The organism is Bradyrhizobium sp. WYCCWR 13022 (assembly GCF_030435535.1).
In the GTDB taxonomy this organism is placed as follows: Bacteria; Pseudomonadota; Alphaproteobacteria; order Rhizobiales; family Xanthobacteraceae; genus Bradyrhizobium.
In genome coordinates this window covers 121,482-142,289 of sequence record NZ_JAUIZJ010000003.1, presented here as the reverse complement: position 1 = coordinate 142,289, position 20,808 = coordinate 121,482, and the positions used below count along the sequence as shown (strand labels likewise).

Genomic DNA, 20,808 nt, shown 5'->3' with positions numbered 1-20,808 from the left:
GGGATAAATAGGTAAGACCTACCAGCTTACCGGGTCTACCTTTCGCCCATTCGGCAGGATGCCGCGCGAGGTCCGCCATGGACGCCATTCCGTCACTCGACACCTACGAGCTTTCCGACCGCTACGAGCGCGAGGAGGGCCGCGTCTTCCTCACAGGCACGCAGGCGATCGTCCGCATCGCGCTAGATCAAGTGCGGCGCGATCGTGCCGCGGGTCTCAACACCGCCGGCTTCATCTCCGGCTATCGCGGCTCGCCGCTCGGCGGCATCGATCTCGAACTCTGGCGCATCCAGGAACGATTGAAGCGGGACCGCATCGAATTCCTTCCTGCGGTGAACGAGGACCTCGCGGCAACCGCTGTGCTCGGCTCGCAGCAGGTCGAAACCCAAGCCGAGCGCGAGGTCGATGGCGTGTTCGGGCTGTGGTACGGCAAGGGCCCCGGCGTCGATCGTTCCGGCGATGCGCTCAAGCATGGCAACGCCTATGGTTCCTCGCCGCACGGGGGCGTGCTGGTCGTCGCCGGCGACGACCATGGCTGCGTCTCGTCCTCGATGCCGCACCAGTCCGACGTCGCCTTCATGAGCTGGTTCATGCCGACGCTGCATCCCGCCAGTGTCGATGAATATCTCGAGTTCGGCGAATATGGCTATGCGCTCAGCCGCTTCTCCGGCATGTGGGTCGGCTTCAAGGCGATCTCGGAGATCGTGGAATCGGGCGCCTCCGTCGCGCTGCGATCGCCACGCCCCTTCCGCGCGCCCGACTTCACACCGCCGCCGGGCGGCCTGCACTATCGCTGGCCCGATCTGCCGGGTCCGCAGATCGAGGAGCGGCTGGAGGCGAAAAAGCACGCGGTCTACGCCTTCGCCAAAGCCAATCCGATCGATCGCCACATCTACGACATCCCGCACGCCACTTACGGCATCGTCACCACGGGCAAGGCGCATCTCGATCTGATGGAAGCGTTGCGGCTGATGGGCCTAGACGAGGCCGCCTGCCGCCGCATCGGCATCGACATCTACAAGGTCGGCATGGTCTGGCCGCTAGCCTTGCACGACGCGATGGATTTCGTGAAAGGCAAGCGCGAAATCCTCGTGGTCGAGGAGAAGCGCGGCATCATCGAGAGCCAGTTCAAGGAGTATTTTTACGACTATCCCGGCACCAAGCCCGAGCGGATGGTCGGAAAGCACGACGAGCGAGGAGCACGGCTCATCTCGTGGATCGGCGAATTGTCGCCACGCGCGCTGGCGTCCGTGCTCGCGCGCCGGCTCGATCCGATGTTTCCGGGCGTCAATCTTGCCGCGCGCGCAGCCGCGCTGTTGCCGGAAGCCGAGCGCACCATCAACGTCGCGGGCGCGACGCGTACGCCCTATTTCTGCTCGGGCTGCCCGCACAACACCTCGACCAAGGTGCCGGACGGATCGAAGGCGCTGGCCGGCATCGGCTGCCACTTCATGGCGAGCTGGATGGATCGCGAGACATCCTCCTTGATCCAGATGGGGGGCGAGGGCGTGAACTGGGCGGCCTCGTCGCGGTTCACCGGCCACAAGCACGTCTTCCAGAATCTCGGCGAAGGCACCTACTATCACTCCGGCTCGATGGCGATCCGTCAGGCGATCGCGGCGAAAGCCAACATCACCTACAAGATCCTGTTCAACGACGCCGTCGCCATGACCGGCGGCCAGCCGGTCGACGGCCCGGTCAGCGTGCATGCGATCGCACATAGCGTCAGGGCCGAAGGCGTGGCGCGCATCGCGCTGGTGTCGGACGATCCCACGCAATTTCTGCCTGCGGACCTGCCCAGCGGCGTCACGATCCATCCGCGCGAGGAGATGGATGCCGTTCAGCGCGCGCTGCGCGAGATCTCCGGCGTCTCCGTGCTGATCTATCAGCAGACCTGCGCCACCGAGAAACGGCGCCGGCGCAAGCGCGGGCAGATGGCCGACCCAAAACGCTTTGCCTACATCAACGACCTCGTCTGCGAAGGCTGCGGTGACTGCTCGGTCGAGTCCAACTGCCTCAGCGTCGAGCCGAAGGAGACGCCGTTCGGCCGCAAGCGACAGATCAACCTGTCGGCCTGCAACAAGGATTTTTCCTGCCTCAACGGTTTTTGCCCGAGCTTTGTCACCGTCGAAGGCGCGACGCGCCGAAAGAAGAGCACCAGCCAGATCGACGCGACCGGCCGCGCCGCCACGCTTCCACTGCCCCCGCCCGCTGCGCTCGACCGTCCCTACGATTTGCTGGTGACCGGCGTCGGTGGCACCGGCGTGATCACGGTCGGCGCGCTGATCGGCATGGCCGCTCATCTCGAGCGCCGCGGCGTCTCGGTGCTGGACTTTACCGGCTTTGCGCAGAAATTCGGTCCCGTGCTGAGCTACCTCCGACTGGCGGCGAGCCCTGACGCGCTGCATCAGGTCCGCATCGACCAGGGCGCGGCAGACGCGCTGATCGGCTGCGACCTCGTCGTCAGTTCCTCGCCGAAGGCATCCGGCACCTATCGCCGCGGCACGCGCGCCGCGATCAATACCGCGGAGATGCCGACCGGGGACGTCGTTCGCTTCCGCGACGCCGATCTGGCCTCCCCTGCCCGCCTGCGTGCGATCCGCCAGGTCATCGGCGGCGACAATCTCGACACGATCAACGCCAATGCACTGGCCGAACGGCTGCTCGGCGATGCCGTCTATGCCAACATCATCATGCTCGGCTTTGCCTGGCAGCGGGGACTGGTGCCGGTCTCGCTGCCGGCGCTGCTGCGCGCGATCGAGCTCAATGGTGTCGCGGTCGAACGCAACAAGCAGGCTTTTGCCTGGGGCCGGGTTGCCGCCGCCGATCCGGACTTCCTGCCCAAGACGAACGAGGCGCCGAAGGCCGAGACGCTCGACCAGATCATCGTCAGGCGCTCCGATTTCCTCAGGGCTTACCAGGACGAAGCCTACGCGGCGCGCTATCGCGCGCTCGTCGCAAAAATCCGCAACGCCGAAGCTGCTCTCAATAGCGAGGTTCTGACCGAAGCCGTCGCACGTACCCTGTTCAAGCTGATGGCCTACAAGGACGAATATGAAGTTGCGCGCCTGCACATGCAGAGCGGCTTCCTCGATGAGCTGAAGCGCGAATTCGAGGACGGCTTCAGCGTCCAGTATCATCTCGCGCCTCCTTTCCTGCCGTCTGGCCTCGACGCGCGCGGCCGTCCGCGCAAGCGTGCTTTCGGCCAGTGGATCCAGATGCCGCTCGCGGTGCTGGCGCGGCTGAAGAGGCTGCGCGGAACGCGGTTCGATCCGTTCGGCTACACCGCTGATCGTCGCACAGAGCGGGCGCTGATTGCCTGGTACGAGGGCATCATCGCGCAAATGCCGGGCAAGCTCGACGCAACGCATCTGGCCAATCTCGTCGCCATCGCCAAAGCGCCGATGGAGATCCGCGGTTACGGACCGGTGAAGGACGTCGCGATCGCGACGGTGAAAACCGAGGTCGAGCAGTTGCTCGCGCGGTTAACTGCATCTTCGCCGGCAAAGATGCGCGCCACCGGTTGACGTGACGCCACCAAGGCTTCAGCCTTGCGTAGGAGGCGGCTCCCTCATGGAGCCCCGCAATCGGGTGGCGCATCATGGATTTCGACGAGTTGACCCTCACCCAAGCCGCTGCTGAGCTCGCGGCCGGAAAAATCACGAGCCATGCGCTCACCTCTGCGGCGCTCGCTCGCGCCAAGGCCAATGCCGATCTCAATGCCTTCGTCACCCTGGACGAAGAGGGTGCGCTGAAGGCCGCCGTCGCGTTCGATGCGCAGGGCGCAGGCGCTGGAAATAAGCCGCTCGGTGGCGTTCCAATCGTGATCAAGGACAATATCGAGGTGGCGGGTCTGCCCTGCACGGCGGGAACACCGGGGCTCAAGAGTTTCGTTCCAGGCACCGACGCACCTATCGTGGGGAAGCTGCGGGCCGCAGGCGCGGTGATCATCGGCAAGACCAACATGCACGAGCTTGCGTTCGGCATCTCCGGCTACAACACCGCGTTCAAAACCGGCGCCGAATTCGGCGTACGCAACGCCTATGACCGCGCGCTGATCGCCGGCGGCTCCTCCTCGGGCACGGGGGCCGCAATCGGCTCCCGGATCGTCGCGGGTGGGCTCGGCACCGACACCGGCGGGTCAGTGCGCGTGCCTGGCGCACTGAACGGTTGCGCCTCGCTGCGGCCGACCGTTGGCCGCTATCCACAAGCCGGCATCGCGCCGATCTCGCATACCCGCGACACCGCAGGGCCGATGGCGGCCACCATGGCAGACGTCGCGCTGCTCGATCGCATCATCGTGGGCGGCGATGCGATTGCGCCGACCGATCTCAGCCAGGTCCGTCTCGGCCTCGTCAAGAGCATGCTGGCTAACCTCGACGGCGACACGGAAGCTGCCTTCCATGCCGCCCTCAATCGACTGAAGGCGCAGGGCGTGACCGCGGTCGACATCGAAATGCCTGAGCTTGCCGAACTCAACGGCCAGGTCGGCTTTCCGGTCGCGCTGTACGAGGCCTATGATGACATGGTCGCCTATCTCAAAAGTACAGGCACGGGCGTGACCATCGAGGCGATGGTCGCGCAAATCGCGAGCCCTGATGTCAAGGGCACCTATGAGGGCCTGGTGCTGCCGCGCAAATTGCCGGCGCCCGACGGCAGCTTCGTCGATGCCAAGCCGCTCTACGACCACGCCCTCAACATCGCGAGACCCGCGCTGCAGGCGCTGTACGCGCAGACTTTTGCTGGCAACAAGCTCGACGCCATCGTCTTCCCGACCACGCCGCGGGTTGCGATTGCGTCCAATCCGGAGTCCAGCAGCCTGGAGAATTTTGCATCGTTCATCCAGAACACCGACCCCGGCAGCAATGCCGGGATTCCCGGAATCCAGATTCCGATTGGGTTGGGTGAGACCAGCAAGCTGCCGATCGGGCTGGAGCTGGACGGCCCGGCGGGCAGCGACGAACGGTTGCTGGCGATCGGCATCGCACTCGATACCGTGTTCGGGCGACTGCCGGCGCCACGCTGACGGCACCGACGTCTTGGCTTCACGAATACGGGTTGATCAGCTTCTGCTGCTCGGCGCTGTGATGCACCAGCATGTCGATGAAGGTGCGCACCTTCGCCGACAGATGATGGCGATGCGGATAGACCGCGTTCATCGACATCTCGACCGGCCGGTATTCCGGCAGCAGCCGCACCAGCCGGCCGGAATCGAGATCGTCGCTCACCAGAAATCCTGCGAGCAGGCCGATGCCGGCGCCCTCGATCACCATCCGCCGCAGCGCCTCGCCGCTGTTGGTGACGAGGCTGCCCGAGATGCGCACCGAGGCCGGCGCGCCCTTGCGATCGAAGAAACGCCATTCGTCGCCAAACGGGTAATTCAGGTGGCGGCCGCAATTGTGCTCCGAGAGCTCGGCGAGCTGCTGCACCCTTCCGTGCTTTTCCAGATACTCGTGCGAGCAGCACAGCACGTGGCGCCAGGTGGCGAGGCTGCGGACGATCAGGCTCGAATCCGGAGGCGGTGTCATGCGCAGCGCGACGTCATAGCCCTCCTCGATCAGATCGACATTGGCTTCGCCCATACGCAAATCGACCTTCACCTCCGGATAGGTCGACAGCAGCTTCGCCACGACGCCCGCCACGAACGGCACCATGTGGGTGGCGGAATGAATCCGCAGCGTGCCCCGCGGCACCGACTGCAACGCGCCAGCGATGTCGTCGGCCTGCTCGATGTCGGAGAGGATCTGGACGCAGCGGTCGTAATAGGCCTTGCCGATCTCGGTGACGCTGACCTTGCGGGTGGTGCGGTTGAGCAGCCGTGCGCCGAGCCGCTCCTCCAGCGCCTGGATGTGGTTGCTCACCATGGTCGTGGACATCCCGAGCTTGCGGGCGGCGGCGGAGAATCCGCCGGTATCAACGACCCGGACGAAAGCGGTCAGGCTGGTCAGCCGGTCCATGAGCGCCTCGGATTATGCAGCAGGGGTGGACAATCATTTTGCTTTTTGGCGGATTATCACAAGCGCCGGGACAGCGCATCTTCCACTGCGACAACAGCGCCCCTTCGGAAGGGGAGGTCTGGGGAATTCGGAGAGTGCCATGTCGAACGCGGCCTATACCACTGAAACCAATGACAAAATCACCCTGAAGCCGTCCCGGCGGGCGATCAAGCGAGCGGCCCTGGCGCTCGCACTGGCCCTTGGCGTCGCCGCCGTGGGCGACTTTGGCTACAATTACCTGACCACCGGCCGCTACCTGGAAACGACCGATGACGCCTATGTGAAGGCCGATTCCACCATCATCGCCCCGAAGGTCTCGGGCTACATCGCCCAGGTGCTGGTCGGCGACAACGAGAAGGTCCGGGCCGGCCAGGTGCTGGCCAGGATCGACGACCGCGATTTCAAGGCCGCGCTTGGCCAGGCCAGCGCCGACGTCGCCGCAGCCGAAGCCTCGGTCCGCAACCTCGATGCCCAGCTCGAACTGCAACAGCCGATCATCGAGCAGAGCACGGCCGACGTGGCCGCTGCCGACGCAAATCTGAAATTCGCGCAGGAAGAACGCGCCCGCTACGACGACCTCATGAAGTCGGGCTCCGGCACGATCCAGCGCGCGCAGCAGACCGATGCGGCGCTCCGCGCCAGCAACGCGCAGATGCAGCGTGCCAAGTCGGGCCTGGTCGCCGCCGAGCGCAAGGTCGATGTGCTGACAACGCAGCGTGCGCAGGCCAGTGCGCAGCTCGATCGCGCGCGCGCGGTCGCGGACCAGGCCGAGCTGAACCTGTCCTACACCGAGATCACAGCACCGGTTGACGGCACAGTTGGCGCCCGCTCGTTGCGCGTCGGACAGTACGTGCAGGCCGGTACGCAATTGATGGCGGTGGTTCCGCTCGATGCGGTCTACGTGGTCGCGAATTTCAAGGAGACCCAGCTCACCCATGTGCGCGCGGGTCAGCCGGTCGAGCTTCACGTCGACAGTTTTCGCAATCGCACGCTGCGCGGCCATGTCGACAGCCTTTCGCCGGCCAGCGGTCTTGAATTCGCGCTACTGCCTCCCGACAATGCCACCGGCAACTTCACCAAGATCGTGCAGCGCGTGCCGGTGAAGATCGTGCTCGACGACCACAGCCTCACCGGCCTGCTGCGGCCGGGCATGTCGGCGGTGCCGACGGTCGACACCAAGGCAACAGTGGTGGCTGAGCGAGAGACCGCCAAGCGCGTGGCCGACAACGCGCCGCGTCCGAACGGAGGCTGATGTCGCGGAGGGTCGCGGCGGGATTATCAAGTCCTGCCGGATGATCCTTCCCAGACTTCCCCGATTATCGAAACCACCTGGCCAACGCATCCTGTCTCCGCATCAGAGACGAGGCTCCCATGAGCACGCTTCAACCGACCCTCACCGCCGCTTCCGCCGCCGATCTTCCGGCGCCGCAAGCCGCTTCCGTCACGCCTGACGTCTCCGCCAAGACCTGGATCGCCGTGATCGGCGCCACGCTCGGCGCCTTCATGGCGGTGCTGAACATCCAGATCGTCAACGCCTCGCTTGCCGACATCCAGGGCGCGATCGGCGCCGGGATCGACGACGGCGGCTGGATCTCGACCTCCTATCTGATCGCCGAGATCGTGGTGATCCCGCTGTCCGGCTGGCTGGCGCAGGTGTTCTCGATCCGGATCTACCTGCTCACCAACGCGATCCTGTTCCTGCTGCTGTCGGCAGCCTGCGCGCTGGCGCAGGACCTGCCCCAGATGATCGTGCTGCGCGCCGTGCAGGGCTTCACCGGCGGCGTGCTGATCCCGATGGCGTTCACGCTCATCATCACGCTGCTGCCGCGTGCGAAGCAGCCGGTCGGCCTTGCACTGTTCGCGCTGTCGGCGACGTTCGCACCGGCGATCGGCCCGACCATCGGCGGCTACCTCACCGAGAATTTCGGCTGGCAGTACATTTTCTACGTCAACCTCGCGCCGGGCGCGATCATGGTCGGCATGCTCTGGTACGCGCTCGATTCCAAGCCGATGAAGCTGACGCTGCTGCGCGACGGCGACTGGGCCGGCATCATCACCATGGCGATCGGCCTCTCCGCACTTCAGACCGTGCTGGAGGAAGGCAACAAGGACGACTGGTTCGGCTCGCCCTTCATCGTCAAGCTCAGCGTGATCGCGGTCGTCTCGCTGACCGCGTTCCTGATCATCGAACTGACAGTGAAGAAGCCGCTGTTGAACCTGCGCCTGCTGGTCCGCCGCAATTTCGGCTTCGGCATGCTCGCCAACTTCCTGCTCGGCGTCGCGCTGTACGGGTCAGTGTTCATCCTGCCGCAATATCTGTCACGCATCCAGGGTTATAATGCCGAGCAGATCGGCACGGTGCTGGCCTGGACCGGCTTGCCGCAGCTCGTGCTGATCCCGCTGGTGCCGCGCCTGATGCAGAGGTTCGACGCGCGGATCATCATCGGCATCGGCTTCGTGCTGTTCGCCGGCTCGAACTTCATGAACATCTTCATGACCAGCGACTATGCCGCCGACCAGCTGTTGTGGCCCAACGTCGTCCGTGCCATCGGCCAGGCGCTGGTGATGGCGCCGCTGTCGGCGGTGGCGACGGCAGGCATCGAGGCGGAGAATGCGGGCTCGGCCTCCGGCCTGTTCAACATGATGCGAAATCTCGGCGGTGCCGTCGGCATTGCGCTGCTGCAGACCGTTCTGACCAAGCGTGAGCAGTATCACTCCAACGTGCTGATGCAGTCGGTCTCGGCGTTCGAACAGGCCACCCGCACGCGACTGGAACAGCTCACGCAGTATTTCATCAATCACGGCGTGCTCGACCGTGCCGACGCCGCGCATCGCGCCTATGTCGCGATCGGTCATGTCGTGCAGAAGCAGGCCTACATCCTGGCCTTCAGCGACACCTTCTATCTGCTCGGCGTGGCGCTGATCGTCGCCTTGATCGCTGTCCTCTTCCTGAAGAAGCCCGGCCATGTCTCGGCCGGGGAAGCCCACTGACCTTAACTCAAAGCAAGGAGAACGACCATGAAGCCACGCATGAATTTCTACCAGGCAGCCCCCGACACGATGAAGGCGCTGATGGCGCTGGAAGAGCAGATCCAATCGACGGGTCTCGAGAAATCGCTGATCGAGCTGGTCAAGATCCGGGCCTCGCAGATCAACGGCTGCGCCTTCTGCATCAACATGCACACCGAGGACGCCCGCAAGCGCGGCGAGACCGAGCAGCGCATTTACCTGCTCAACGCCTGGCGCGAGTCCCCGCTCTATACCGACCGCGAGCGTGCCGCGCTTGATTGGACCGAGTCGGTGACGCTGATCGCGGAGACGCACACGCCCGACGACGTCTATGAGCAGGTCCGTGCGCAGTTCTCCGACGCGGAGACGGTGAACCTGACCATGCTGATCGGCGCCATCAATGCCTGGAACAGGCTGGCGATCGCGTTCCGCGCGGTTCATCCGGTGAAGGTGAAGGCGTCGGTGGCGTAGGGGATGATGGAGACGAATGCGCCTCCACATATTCAACTGGATGCCCCGCGAAGCGGGGCATCCAGTAGTACGCCGCGGCCCGTCGATGGAAACACAACCGTGTCGGAGTACCGGATCGTCCGGTCAAGCCGGACGATGACACCGAAGTGTGGGGATGCAATGCTGCGACACTCGCTCTTCGCTGAGCGTGCGGCTTAAACCGCCGTCGCCTTGGCGAACTCCACATAGATCTCACGCAGCCGCGTAGAAAGAGGACCGGGCTTGCCGTCGCCGATCGTCTTGCCGTCGATGGCGATCACCGGTTGCACGAACAGCGAGGCCGAGGTGGCGAACGCTTCCTTTGCAGCCAGTGCTTCCTCAACCGTGAAGGACCGCTCCTCGACGCGGAGCTGGCGCTCCTCGGCGAGCGCGACCACGGCCTTGCGGGTACAGCCCGGCAGGATCGCGTTCGAGTTTTTGCGGGTGACGATGACGTCGTCCTTGGTGAGGATGAACGCGGAGGACGAGCCGCCTTCGGTGACGTAGCCGTCCTGCAGCATCCAGGCCTCGCCGGCGCCGGCTTCGGCAGCGGCCTGCTTCGCCAGCACCTGCGCCAGCAGCGCCACGCTCTTGATGTCGCGGCGTTCCCAGCGGATGTCGGGCACCGTGATCACGTTGATGCCGGTCTTGGCCGAGGCGGCGTTGATGATGTCCTTCTCGGAGGTGAACATCACCAGGCTCGAGACGACGTCACCCTTGGGGAAGGCGAAGTCGCGGCCCTTGTCGGCGCCGCGCGTGACCTGGAGATAGACGAGGCCGTTTGCGACCTTGTTGCGCGCGATCAGCTCTTTCTGGATCTCGGTGATGCGCTCGAGCGTCTCCGGAAGCTTCAGCTTGATCTCGCCGACCGAGCGCTCCAGCCGCGCCAGATGCGAGGCGTTGTCGACCAGCTTGCCGTCCAACACGGCCGAGACCTCGTAGATGCCGTCGGCGAACAGGAAGCCGCGATCGAGCACCGAGATTTTCGCGTCCGAGAGCGGGACGAATGAGCCATTGACGTAGGCGGTCGAGTCCAAGGCGGGTCTCCTGGTCGGGAATGGGATTTGCGCGCTTATACGCCAGTTGAGGAAACGGATCACCCCTCTATTCGTCATTCCGGGGCGGCGCGTAGCGACGAGCCCGGAATCCATGACCACCAGCCGGGGTTATGGATTCCGGGCCTGCGCCTTCGGCGCATCCCGGAATGACGGCGGTGGTTAGTGGGACAGAATCTTCGACAAGAACTTCTGCGCGCGGTCGCTGCGGGGCTTGCCGAAGAAGTCGTCTTTCGGCGCGTCCTCGACGATCTCGCCGCGATCCATGAAGATCACGCGGTTGGCGACTTTGCGGGCAAAGCCCATTTCGTGGGTCACGACCATCATGGTCATGCCTTCGCGGGCGAGATCGACCATGACATCGAGCACTTCGCTGACCATTTCCGGATCGAGCGCCGAGGTCGGTTCGTCGAACAGCATCACGATCGGATCCATCGCGAGCGCCCGCGCGATCGCGACGCGCTGCTGCTGGCCGCCCGAGAGTTGCGCCGGAAATTTCTGCGCCTGCTCCTTCAGGCCGACGCGCTCCAGCAGTTGCATGCCCTTCGTGACGGATTTGTCGTGCGACCGTCCCAGCACCTTCTGCTGGGCGAGGCAGAGATTGTCGATGATCTTCAGGTGCGGAAACAGTTCGAAGTGCTGGAACACCATGCCGACGCGCGAGCGCAGTTTCGGCAGATTGGTCTTGGGATCGTTGACCTTGGTGCCATCGACCGAGATGTCGCCGCTCTGGAACGGCTCCAGCGCGTTGACGCATTTGATCAGGGTCGACTTGCCCGAGCCCGAGGGTCCGCAGACCACCACGACCTCTCCCTTGGTGACGCTGGTGGTGCAGTCGGTCAGCACCTGGAAAGTCGGGCTGTACCATTTGTTGACGTGGCTGATTTCGATCATGTGTCTCTCAGGCCCTGCGGCAGACTCGGTTCACCTCTCCCAAGGGAGAGGTCGGCGCAAAGCGCCGGGTGAGGAGTTCAGGTCTATCGATGGAGCAAACCCCTCACCCGGATCGCTGACGCGATCCGATCTCTCCCTATGGGAGAGGTGAAGGGGCACCGTACGTCGGGATATCAATTTCACATCACACCTAGCGGATGATGGCGATGCGCGCCTGGAGGCGGCGGACACCGAAGGACGCGATACAGGAAATGGTGAAGTAGACGACGGCGGCAAACAGGTACATCTCGACCAGACGTCCGTCGCGTTGCGCGACCTTGCTGGCGGCACCGAGGAAGTCGGTGATCGACAGCACGTAGACCAGCGAGGTGTCCTGGAACAGCACGATGGTTTGCGTGATCAGCACCGGCAGCATGTTGCGGAACGCCTGCGGCAGCACGACGTATCGCATGGTCTGCGCATAGGTCAGGCCGAGCGCGCTGGCGGCGGCCGGCTGTCCGCGCGAGATCGACTGGATGCCGGCACGCATGATCTCGGAGAAATACGCCGCCTCGAACATGATGAAGGTGATCAGCGAAGAAGCGAACGCGCCGACGCTGATGGGACGCGAGGCGTCGGTCAGCCACTGTCCGATATAGGGCACCAGGAAGTAGAACCAGAAGATCACCAGCACCAGCGGCAGCGACCGCATGAAGTCGACATAGAGGCCGGCGATGCGCCCGAGCGCCTTGTAGCCGGACAGCCGCATCAGGGCGATGGCCGTGCCGAAGACGAGGCCCCCGAGCGCTGCGAGGCCCGTCAGCGTCAGCGTGAACGTCATGCCCTCGTAGAACAGATAGGGCAGCGCGCGGCGGATGACGTCGAAATCGAAATTGCCGAGCATTGTCTATTTCCCCGTGATGTAGCCGGGGATCGCGACGTAGCGCTCGAGATAGCGCATGGCAGTCACGACGACGGCGTTGACGAGGAGATAGAGGATGGTCGCGGCCGTGAAGGCCTCGAACACCTGGAACGAGAATTCCTGCATCGAGCGCGCCTCTCCGGTCAGCTCGATCAGGCCGATGGTGATGGCGACCGCGGTGTTCTTGATGGTGTTGAGGAACTCGGAGGTCAGCGGCGGCAGGATGATGCGGAACGCCATCGGCAGCAGCACGTAACGATAACCCTGCACCGTGGTCAGGCCGAGCGCGGTGGCAGCCATCTTCTGCCCGCGCGGCAGCGAGGAGATGCCTGCCTGCAATTGCACCGCGACGCGCGCCGACATGAAGAAGCCGATGCCGATCGCCGCCGTCCAGAACGGCGCGTTCGGCAATTGCTTGAGCCACAGTCCGGCGGCCTTCGGCAGCAACTCCGGCAGCACGAAGAACCACAGGAACAGCTGCACCAGCAGCGGCATGTTGCGGAAGAACTCGACCCAGCAGAAGCCGAACCAGGAGGCCGCCTTGGAGGGCAGCGTCCGCATCACGCCGACGATCGAGCCGAAGATCAGCGCGATGATCCAGGCGAGCACCGCCGTCTTCAGGGTCACCACCAGCCCCGACAACAGCAAGTCGAGATAGGTGCCGGTGCCCATCGGGTTCGGTTCGAAGAAAATTCCCCAGTTCCAATGGTAGTTCACGTTTCCCCCGCGCGAACGCGCCAATCAAGATTGGCTCGAAAGAAGTCCTGGGCGCTTATGCAAATGTCCGGCCACTCTGGTGTCAAGAGTGACCGGACATGATCCCGATCCTGAGATCGAGGTTATATCTTACTTATAGTCGTCCGGGATCGGCGAGTCCGAGGGTTTTGCGAACTCGTGCTTCAACTGATCGGAGATCGGGGTGTTGAGGTTCAGACCCTTCGGCGGGATCTTGGACATGAACCACTTGTCATAGATCTTCTGGCCTTCGCCCGAAGTGTAGAGCGCAGCGGTTGCCGCATCGACCACCTTCTTGAACGGCGCGTCGTCCTTGCGGAGCATGATGCCGTAGGGCTCGGGCTTGGAGAACGCATCCTTGGAGATCACATAGTCGGACGGCGTCTTCGAGCCGGCGACGAGGCTCGCGAGCAGAATGTCGTCCATCACGAAGGCGACCGCGCGGTCGGTCTCGACCATCAGGAAGGCTTCGGCGTGGTCCTTGGCCGGAATGATGTTGGCGCCGAGCTTCTTCTCGACGTTGGCTTCAGTGAGCTGCTTGATGTTCGTGGTGCCGGCGGTCGAGACCACCGTCTTGCCCTTGAGGTCGTCGATCGACTTCAGGCCGCTCGACTTCTTGAACACATAGCGGCTGGCGGTCAGGAAGTGGGTGTTGGTGAAGGCAACCTGCTTCTGACGCTCGGTATTGTTGGTGGTCGAGCCGCATTCGAGGTCGATGGTGCCGTTCGCCATCAGCGGGATGCGCGTGGCCGAGGTCACCGGGTTGAGCTTGACCTCGAGCTTGTCGAGCTTGAGCTCCTTCTTCACGGCGTCGACGATCTTGTAGCAGATGTCCATCGCGAACCCGACGGGCTTCTGGTTGTCGTCGAGATAGGAGAACGGGATCGAGGAGTCGCGGAAGCCCAGCGTGATGGCGCCGGTGTCCTTGATGTTCTTGAGCGTGCCGGTCAGTTCTTCGGCGCCCGCCTGGCTGACGGCGAAAGTCGCGGCGAGCGCGAGCCCGATGCTACGGAAATGTTTCACTTTTTTGTTCCCCTTTCAGGATGATGCGGCCGAATGCAAGCACAAATCGGGCCGGATTAGAATGTGACTTTCGGCTGGATGACGGATCAGGTTAACGGGGCTCAGGTCAGCGGCTTCTGCAATTCCCCGAGATCCCAGAACAGCCCGGCCATCACCGTCAAGGCCTCTTCAGTCAATGGCAGCAGGATGTGCTCATTCGGCGCATGCTGGGAGCAGCCGGGATAGGAGTGCGGGACCCAGATCGTCGGCAGGCCCAGGACTTCCGAAAACACGTCGTTCGGCAGCGAGCCGCCGAAGTTCGGCAGCACCGCCGGCGCCTTGCCGGTGGTGTTTTGGACGGAATCCGCCGCCCATTTGATCCAGGGGCTGTCGAAATCGGTACGCGATGCGGCAAAGCTCTGAGCCGCCCGCACCTCGACCATCGGAAACCCCTTTTCGACCAGGTGCGCCCTGACGGCGTCGATCAGGCCATCGACCTTGGTGCCGACCACGAAACGCAGTTGCAGCACGGCATTGGCGTGGCCGGGAATGGCATTGGCCGGTTTCTCGATGTTGCCCGACGACATCGCCAGAACTTCCAGCGTATTCCAGGCATAGAGCCGCTCGGCTGCGGACAGACCGTCCTCACCCCAATTCTCCGCAAGCGCGGGCTCATCCTCGGTCGGGACAACCTGCACATCGGCCAGATAGCTGCGGATCTGGTTGGTGAGCCGCGGCGGCTTCAGGGCGCCGAGCTGAAGCCGGCCATGGCCGTCGACCAGCGTCGATACCGCGTTGACCAGGATGGTCGCGGGGTTGGCGAGGACGCCACCCCAATTGCCGGAATGATGGCCGCCATCGCGCAGGTTCACGTCGAGGTGGATGCGAATGCCGCCGCGGCATCCCAGGAACAGGGTCGGCCGATCCGCCGACAGCCTCGGCCCATCGGAGGCCATGAACAGATCGGCCTTGAGCGCGTCGCGATTGAGGTCGCAGACCTTGCCCAGATCGGGCGAGCCGATTTCCTCGCCCATCTCGACGATGAATTTCGCATTGAAGCCGAGCTTGCCGCCGCGAGCCTCGCGCACCGCGCGGAGCGCGGCCATGTTGATGCTGTGCTGGCCCTTGTTGTCGGCCGTCCCGCGGCCATAGAGGCGAATGCCTGCAGTCGTCGTGCGCCAGGGATCGCGGCCATCGCGCCACTCGCCTTCCATGCCGTCGACGACGTCGCCATGGCCGTAGATCAGAACGGTCGGCGCGGACGCATTCTCGTGATGCTCGGCAAACAGGAACGGCGACTTGCCGCTCGGGGATTCGACGATACGGCTGGTGAAATCGAGCGCGGCGAAGGCCGGCACCATCTCCCGTTCCAGATAGGCGCGCAGTTCGGGGCCGCGAGATGGATTCTGGCTTTCGGTCTTGTAGGCGACGCGGCGGTCGAGTTCGGCGAGGAACGCACCGGATCTGAAGTCGTCCCGGGCGCGGGCGATGGCATCGGCTCTGGTCATCCGTATCGTCTTCAACTCGATGGACGAGGCAGCGTAGCGGACTACGCGGACGCTCGAAAGTGGCGGGGACTTGCGATTTCGTTCTTGCTCTCTTGAGCCTGGCTTGCAGGTCTTTCCATTCTTGGCCCTTGCCAAGGGCCAATTATATGCAAGAACTTCGCCAGGTTGGGGCGCACGTCTATCATTCGAAGAGCGCTCAGTACAGGGCGCCGGGGGACCAGCATGGCCAAGCAGATCAGGCTCAACGCATTTGCGATGAATTGCGTCGCGCATCAATCACCGGGCCTGTGGACCCATCCGCGCGACCGCACCGCGGAGTATAACCGCCTGCCCTACTGGATCGATCTCGCCAGGACGCTGGAACGCGGTCGTTTCGACGGGCTGTTCCTCGCCGACGTGCTCGGCGTCTACGACGTCTATGGCAACAGCCCTGACGCAGCCTTGCGCAATGCAGCACAGACACCGTCGAACGAGCCGCTGCTGCTGCTGTCGGCGATGGCGGCGGTGACGAAGAACCTCGGCTTCGGCGTCACCAGCAATCTCTCGTTCGAGCCGCCCTACCCGTTCGCACGGCGGATGTCGACGCTCGACCACCTCACCGAGGGACGGATCGGCTGGAACGTCGTCACCGGCTATCTCGACAGCGCCGCGCGCGGCGCCGGCAAGGACAGGCAGACCGGTCACGACGACCGCTACGACATCGCCGACGAATATATGGAGGTGGTCTACAAGCTCTGGGAAGGAAGCTGGGAGGACGACGCGGTGCTGCGCGACCGCAAGCGCGGCGTCTTCACCGACCCCAGCAAGGTTCACCGCATCAATCATGAGAGCGCGAACTACCGCATCAACAACACCATCCATCTCAGCGAGCCGTCGCCGCAGCGCACGCCCGTGCTGTATCAGGCCGGCACCTCTCCGCGCGGCCGGCAATTCGCCGCCAAACATGCCGAATGCGTCTTCATGTCGGGACCGTCGGCCAAGATCATTGCGCCGCGCGTCTCCGCAATCCGCCAGGAGGCCGCCGCGCTCGGCCGCAACCCGGCCGAGATCCTGATGTTCAACATGATGACGATCATCCTCGGCAACACGGAAGCCGAAGCGGCGGCGAAATATGCCGACTACCGCTCGCATATCAATCCGGAAGGCGCGCTCGCGCTGATGTCGGGATGGACCGGCATCGACTTCTCCGGCTACGAGCTCGACCAGCAGGTCCGTCACGTCCAGAACGATGCCGGTCGCAGCGCGCTGGACAACGTCACCCGCGGCGATCCCGATCGTATCTGGACCGTGCGCGATGTCATCGAGCATGTCGGCATCGGCGGCGCCGGCCCGGTCGTGGTCGGCACGCCCGAAAGCGTCGCGGACAAGATCGAGGACTGGTTCGAGAAGACCGACGTGGATGGTCTCAACGTCGCGTTTGCGATCTCGCCCGGCGATTTCGAGGATATCAGCGACATGCTGGTGCCGGAGCTGACCAAGCGTGGCCGCTACAAACCGGAATACGCCAAGGGCACGCTGCGGGAAAAACTATTCGGCGACGGACGCGCGCGGCTCGATGCGCCACATCCCGCGGCCGGGTACCGGGTGGGGAAGACGGGGTAGGCTCGCCGCCTACACCTTCCCATCCACCATCACCTCGATCAGCCTGGTCCCCGGCCGATTGAACGCCGACGCGAGCGTTGCCTTCAACTCCCTGACATCGCTGATCCTGATCGCCTCGCAGCCGAGCGCCTTGGCAACACCAGCGAAGTCGACCGGCGGATCGGCAAAGTCCATGCCGACGTAGTTGTCGTCGCCGTGGAAGGCGAGCAGGCGCTGCTTGATGATGCGGTAGCCGCCATTGTTGGCAATGACGACGTTGAGCGGCAGCTTGTGATGCGCCGCCGTCCACAGCGACTGGATCGAATACATCGCGCTGCCATCGCCGGAGAAGCACACGACGGGCCGATCCGGATTGGCGATGCTGGCGCCGACGGACGCCGGCAGACCCCAGCCGATGCCACCGGAGGCAAGGCCGTGATAGCCATAGCGGTCGCGATGCGGACGCAGATTGGTCACCTGGCGGCTGGAGGTGAGGCCTTCGTCGACCAGAATCGCATGGTCGGGCATGGCCTCGACCATTTGCAGCACCAGATAATCCGGATCGATCGGCGCGCGGCCGGCAGTCTTGCCGATCTGCTCGACCAGTGCAGCGCGCCGCGCAGTCCAGTTCTTCGGCGCAAGCTCCGCGAGACGCTGTTTGGCGCGAGTTGCGAGCGCGGCACCGCCCATCTCCTTCAGCATCGGGATCAGCGCGCGCAGCGTTTCCTTCAGATCCGCCTTCAGCGCGATCTCGGCGCCATAGTTCTTGGCGATCTCCCAGTCGACGAGACCGATCTGCACGATGTCGAGCCCGTCGGGCAGCGCATCGATCTCGCTATGAACCGACATGCGCAGGGGATCGCCGCCGAGCGCGATCAACAGATCGTAAGGCGCCAGCGTATCGCGCGCGACCTTCTGCACGCGGGCCAGCGTGCCGACGAAGCTCGGGCTCTCGGACAGGAAGTGAGAGCCGTAAGGCGTCGAGGATTGATAGGCAGCCGCGCCGAGCAACTCGGCGAGTTCGGCGGCTTCCTTTAGCGCGTCGCTCTTCACCACCTCATCCATGGTGACGATGACCGGGCGCTCGGCCTTTAGCAGCCGCGCGGCAAATGCCCTCAGCGCCTCATCCGACGGCTTCGTGCGCGCATCGATGCGGGTGGAGCGGCCAAGGTCGATGCCGGCCTCGCTGTTGAGGATGTCTCCGGGCAGCGAGATGAACACCGGGCCGGTCGGCGGCGTCATCGCCACCTTGGCGGCGCGGCGCACGATGCGCGGCAGGTCCTCCAGCCGCGTCACCTCGACCGCCCATTTCACCAGCGGCTCGGCCATGCGCACCAGCGGGCCATAGAGCACCGGCTCCATCAGGCCGTGGCCCTGCTCCTGCTGGCCCGCGGTCAAGATCATCGGCGTGCCCGTGAACTGGGCGTTGTAGAGCGAGCCCATGGCGTTGCCGAGGCCCGGCGCGACATGGACGTTGCAGGCAACGAGCCTGCCCGAAGCGCGGCTGTAACCGTCCGCAATCGCGACCACCAGGCTCTCCTGCATCGCCATTACGTAGGTGAGATCGGGATGGTCCTTCAGCGCATGCATGATCGGCAGCTCGGTGGTCCCGGGGTTGCCGAACAGATGCGTGATGCCTTCGTCCTTGAGCAGCGCGAGAAAGGCGGAACGGCCGGTGATCTTGTTCTTCATGTTTCCTCCAGGAGCGGACGTTGCCGCAAGGACGGACGGCATGATGGCCGAAGTTTTGGGGGCCGCGCAAGGAAGCGCGGTCATGGCTGCGTTGCAAGCGAGCGGCGCGTTACAACTCTTCCCGGCCCAACTCGAACGGATCCTCGCCACCGACGCGTTTCTTCTTTTTCGAGCGTTGCCAGACCACCCCCGGAAACCCCTTCAGCGGTACCAGCGGCTCGCCGGTATAGGCCCATTCCTGAAGCTCCTCGATCGCGATGTGATAGAGCGGCTGGCGGCCGGTGCGCTCCTTGAACAGTGCGCGGGGAATGTTGACCATGTGCGGACCGCGTGGGCGCTCATAAGCGATCGGCGTGCCGCAATGCGAACAGAAGCGGCGGGCGGTCCTGGTTACCTTGTCCTCGTAACGGGTCAGCGCGGTCTTGCCGGACGTGATGCGAAAACGCTTCTTCCAGCTGCCGACATAGGTCGCGTAGGCCGCGCCATGGGCGCGGCGGCTACTGGCGGAGTGATCATGCCAGGCCCAGCGCGCGGGAACGTCGATCTCGAAGGTGACCTTGCCGCAGAGGCATTGGCCGGTGGCGGTTCCTGCGGCGACTGCGGCTTTGGCCATGGTGTTTCCCCGTCGTCTTTGCGAGGGCGACAATACACGATCGTCATTCCGGGGCGCGACGAAGTCGCGAGCCCGGAATCCATCGGTCGGCGAGCGGGAATGTGAGATGGATTCCGGATTCGATGCCGCGCATGGCCCCGGAATGACAGGAGAGATCAGGCCGGCGTCAGCTCGTCAAAAACAGGGTAATCCGTGTACCCCTTCTCCTCGCCGCCATAGAACGTCGCGCGGTTGTACGGCGTGATCGGGTAGGCATGCTCGAGGCGCCGCGGCAGATCGGGGTTGGAGATGAAGATGCGGCCGAACGCGATCAGGTCGGCGTGTCCCTCGGCGATCGCAGCATTCGCGGTTTCGCCGGTGAAGCCGCCGGCGGTCATCAGCACGCCGCTGTAGTGCGGGCGGAACAGTACCATGGCCGAAGGCACGTTCTCCCAATGGACATCGGCGCGGCCCGCGCCGCTGGAGCGCGGCTCGATGAAGTGCAGATAGGCGAGACCGAGCTTGTCGAGCGCCTTCACCACGTGGATGTAGAGCGGCATCGGATCGGGCTCACCGGAATCGTTGGCGATGCCGTGCGGGGACAGGCGCACGCCGACGCGGTTGGCGCCCCAGACGTCGATCGCAGCCTGGGTGACTTCGAGCAGAAGCCGCGCGCGGTTCTCGATCGAGCCGCCGTATTGATCAGTGCGCTGGTTGCTGCGCGATTGCAGGAACTGCTCGAGCAAATAGCCGTTGGCGCCATGGATCTCGACGCCGTCGAAGCCGGCCGCGAGCGCGTTCCTTGCACCCTGACGGAACGCCTCGACGATCCCCTTGACCTCGTCGGTCTCCAGCGCGCGCGGCGTCTCGTAGTCGGCGATCTTACCGTCGGCGGTCATTGCCTTCATGCCTTCGGCCTTGATCGCAATCGCCGAAGCCGAGACCGGCAGCTCCCCACCGTGGAAGGAGGAATGCGAGACACGGCCGACATGCCAGAGCTGGAGGAAGATGATGCCGCCCTTGGCGTGCACGGCATCGACCACCTTGCGCCAGCCGGCGATCTGCGCCTCCGAGTAGATGCCTGGCGTCGCCGGATTGCCGCGACCGTGCGACAGCACCGGCGAAGCCTCGGCGATGATCAGGCCGCCTCTGGTCGCACGCTGGCCGTAATATTCGGCGTTGAGCGGCCGCGGCGAGAAGCTGTCGCGCTCCGCACGCATGCGCGTCAGGGGCGCCATCGCGACGCGATGCGCAAGCTTGTACGGACCGACCTGCAACGGTTTGAACAACGCCGGAAATTTCATGACTGCCCCGAATGGCTATGGAAGGACGTGGATCATATAGCGAGGGGCGG

16 protein-coding genes are annotated in these 20,808 nt (G+C 64.2%); 6 read left to right on the top strand and 10 right to left on the bottom strand.

The genetic code is table 11. From position 1 onward, the window contains the following. The first annotated feature begins 77 nt into the window (after positions 1 to 77). Both QY049_RS09435 and iaaH read left to right on the top strand, forming a co-directional pair. A complete protein-coding gene (locus QY049_RS09435) occupies positions 78 to 3,527 on the top strand; it encodes an indolepyruvate ferredoxin oxidoreductase family protein (RefSeq protein ID WP_258763870.1) in 3,450 nt (1,149 codons plus the stop codon). A gap of 74 nt (positions 3,528 to 3,601) precedes the next feature. Then, the gene (iaaH, locus tag QY049_RS09430; protein WP_258763871.1) at positions 3,602 to 5,026 is read left to right on the top strand and encodes an indoleacetamide hydrolase; all 1,425 of its coding nucleotides are present in this window, start codon (positions 3,602 to 3,604) and stop codon (positions 5,024 to 5,026) included. A gap of 19 nt (positions 5,027 to 5,045) precedes the next feature. Here the strand turns inward: iaaH and QY049_RS09425 are convergent, their stop codons facing one another. Beyond that, positions 5,046 to 5,957: a LysR family transcriptional regulator gene (locus QY049_RS09425; protein ID WP_194477923.1), complete on the bottom strand. Its 912-nt coding sequence runs from the start codon at positions 5,955 to 5,957 to the stop codon at positions 5,046 to 5,048. A 139-nt stretch (positions 5,958 to 6,096) separates the two neighbouring features. On the opposite strand from QY049_RS09425, the gene QY049_RS09420 reads away from it, so the two are divergent. From QY049_RS09420 to QY049_RS09410, 3 genes are all read left to right on the top strand, one after another. Next, complete coding sequence (locus QY049_RS09420; RefSeq protein ID WP_258763873.1) at positions 6,097 to 7,248, top strand: HlyD family secretion protein; 1,152 nt, start codon at positions 6,097 to 6,099, stop codon at positions 7,246 to 7,248. A 119-nt stretch (positions 7,249 to 7,367) separates the two neighbouring features. After that, positions 7,368 to 8,987 (top strand): MDR family MFS transporter, encoded by a 1,620-nt coding sequence (locus QY049_RS09415; RefSeq protein ID WP_258763874.1) that lies wholly within the window; start codon positions 7,368 to 7,370, stop codon positions 8,985 to 8,987. Positions 8,988 to 9,014: 27 nt separating this feature from the next. Beyond that, positions 9,015 to 9,476 carry a carboxymuconolactone decarboxylase family protein gene (locus tag QY049_RS09410; RefSeq protein ID WP_258763875.1) on the top strand — a complete coding sequence of 154 codons (462 nt, stop codon included), beginning with the start codon at positions 9,015 to 9,017 and terminating at the stop codon, positions 9,474 to 9,476. 194 nt (positions 9,477 to 9,670) lie between these two features. Here QY049_RS09410 and QY049_RS09405 read toward each other — a convergent pair whose 3' ends face one another. The 6 genes from QY049_RS09405 to QY049_RS09380 all read right to left on the bottom strand — a co-directional run bounded on the left by QY049_RS09405 (position 9,671) and on the right by QY049_RS09380 (position 15,589). Next, positions 9,671 to 10,531 carry a D-amino-acid transaminase gene (locus tag QY049_RS09405; protein WP_194477927.1) on the bottom strand — a complete coding sequence of 287 codons (861 nt, stop codon included), beginning with the start codon at positions 10,529 to 10,531 and terminating at the stop codon, positions 9,671 to 9,673. Positions 10,532 to 10,711: 180 nt separating this feature from the next. Further along, entirely contained in the window at positions 10,712 to 11,443 is a 732-nt protein-coding gene (locus QY049_RS09400) for an amino acid ABC transporter ATP-binding protein (RefSeq protein ID WP_194477928.1), read from the bottom strand. A 190-nt stretch (positions 11,444 to 11,633) separates the two neighbouring features. Continuing rightward, the gene (locus tag QY049_RS09395; protein WP_194477929.1) at positions 11,634 to 12,326 is read right to left on the bottom strand and encodes an amino acid ABC transporter permease; all 693 of its coding nucleotides are present in this window, start codon (positions 12,324 to 12,326) and stop codon (positions 11,634 to 11,636) included. Between the two features lie 3 nt (positions 12,327 to 12,329). Next, on the bottom strand, positions 12,330 to 13,061 hold the full coding sequence (locus QY049_RS09390; RefSeq protein WP_194477930.1) for an amino acid ABC transporter permease: 732 nt from the start codon (positions 13,059 to 13,061) through the stop codon (positions 12,330 to 12,332). Between the two features lie 129 nt (positions 13,062 to 13,190). Next, complete coding sequence (locus tag QY049_RS09385; RefSeq protein WP_194477931.1) at positions 13,191 to 14,102, bottom strand: amino acid ABC transporter substrate-binding protein; 912 nt, start codon at positions 14,100 to 14,102, stop codon at positions 13,191 to 13,193. A 101-nt stretch (positions 14,103 to 14,203) separates the two neighbouring features. Then, on the bottom strand, positions 14,204 to 15,589 hold the full coding sequence (locus QY049_RS09380; protein WP_258763876.1) for a M20 family metallopeptidase: 1,386 nt from the start codon (positions 15,587 to 15,589) through the stop codon (positions 14,204 to 14,206). Between the two features lie 222 nt (positions 15,590 to 15,811). Between QY049_RS09380 and QY049_RS09375 the strand changes: the two genes are divergently transcribed. After that, a complete protein-coding gene (locus tag QY049_RS09375; RefSeq protein WP_258763877.1) occupies positions 15,812 to 17,191 on the top strand; it encodes an LLM class flavin-dependent oxidoreductase in 1,380 nt (459 codons plus the stop codon). A gap of 9 nt (positions 17,192 to 17,200) precedes the next feature. Here QY049_RS09375 and QY049_RS09370 read toward each other — a convergent pair whose 3' ends face one another. The 3 genes from QY049_RS09370 to QY049_RS09360 all read right to left on the bottom strand — a co-directional run bounded on the left by QY049_RS09370 (position 17,201) and on the right by QY049_RS09360 (position 20,758). Then, positions 17,201 to 18,862: a thiamine pyrophosphate-binding protein gene (locus QY049_RS09370; protein WP_258763878.1), complete on the bottom strand. Its 1,662-nt coding sequence runs from the start codon at positions 18,860 to 18,862 to the stop codon at positions 17,201 to 17,203. Between the two features lie 109 nt (positions 18,863 to 18,971). After that, the gene (locus tag QY049_RS09365) at positions 18,972 to 19,475 is read right to left on the bottom strand and encodes a GFA family protein (RefSeq protein ID WP_258763879.1); all 504 of its coding nucleotides are present in this window, start codon (positions 19,473 to 19,475) and stop codon (positions 18,972 to 18,974) included. A 155-nt stretch (positions 19,476 to 19,630) separates the two neighbouring features. Further along, complete coding sequence (locus QY049_RS09360; protein WP_258763880.1) at positions 19,631 to 20,758, bottom strand: alkene reductase; 1,128 nt, start codon at positions 20,756 to 20,758, stop codon at positions 19,631 to 19,633. Between the last annotated feature and the right edge of the window lie 50 nt (positions 20,759 to 20,808).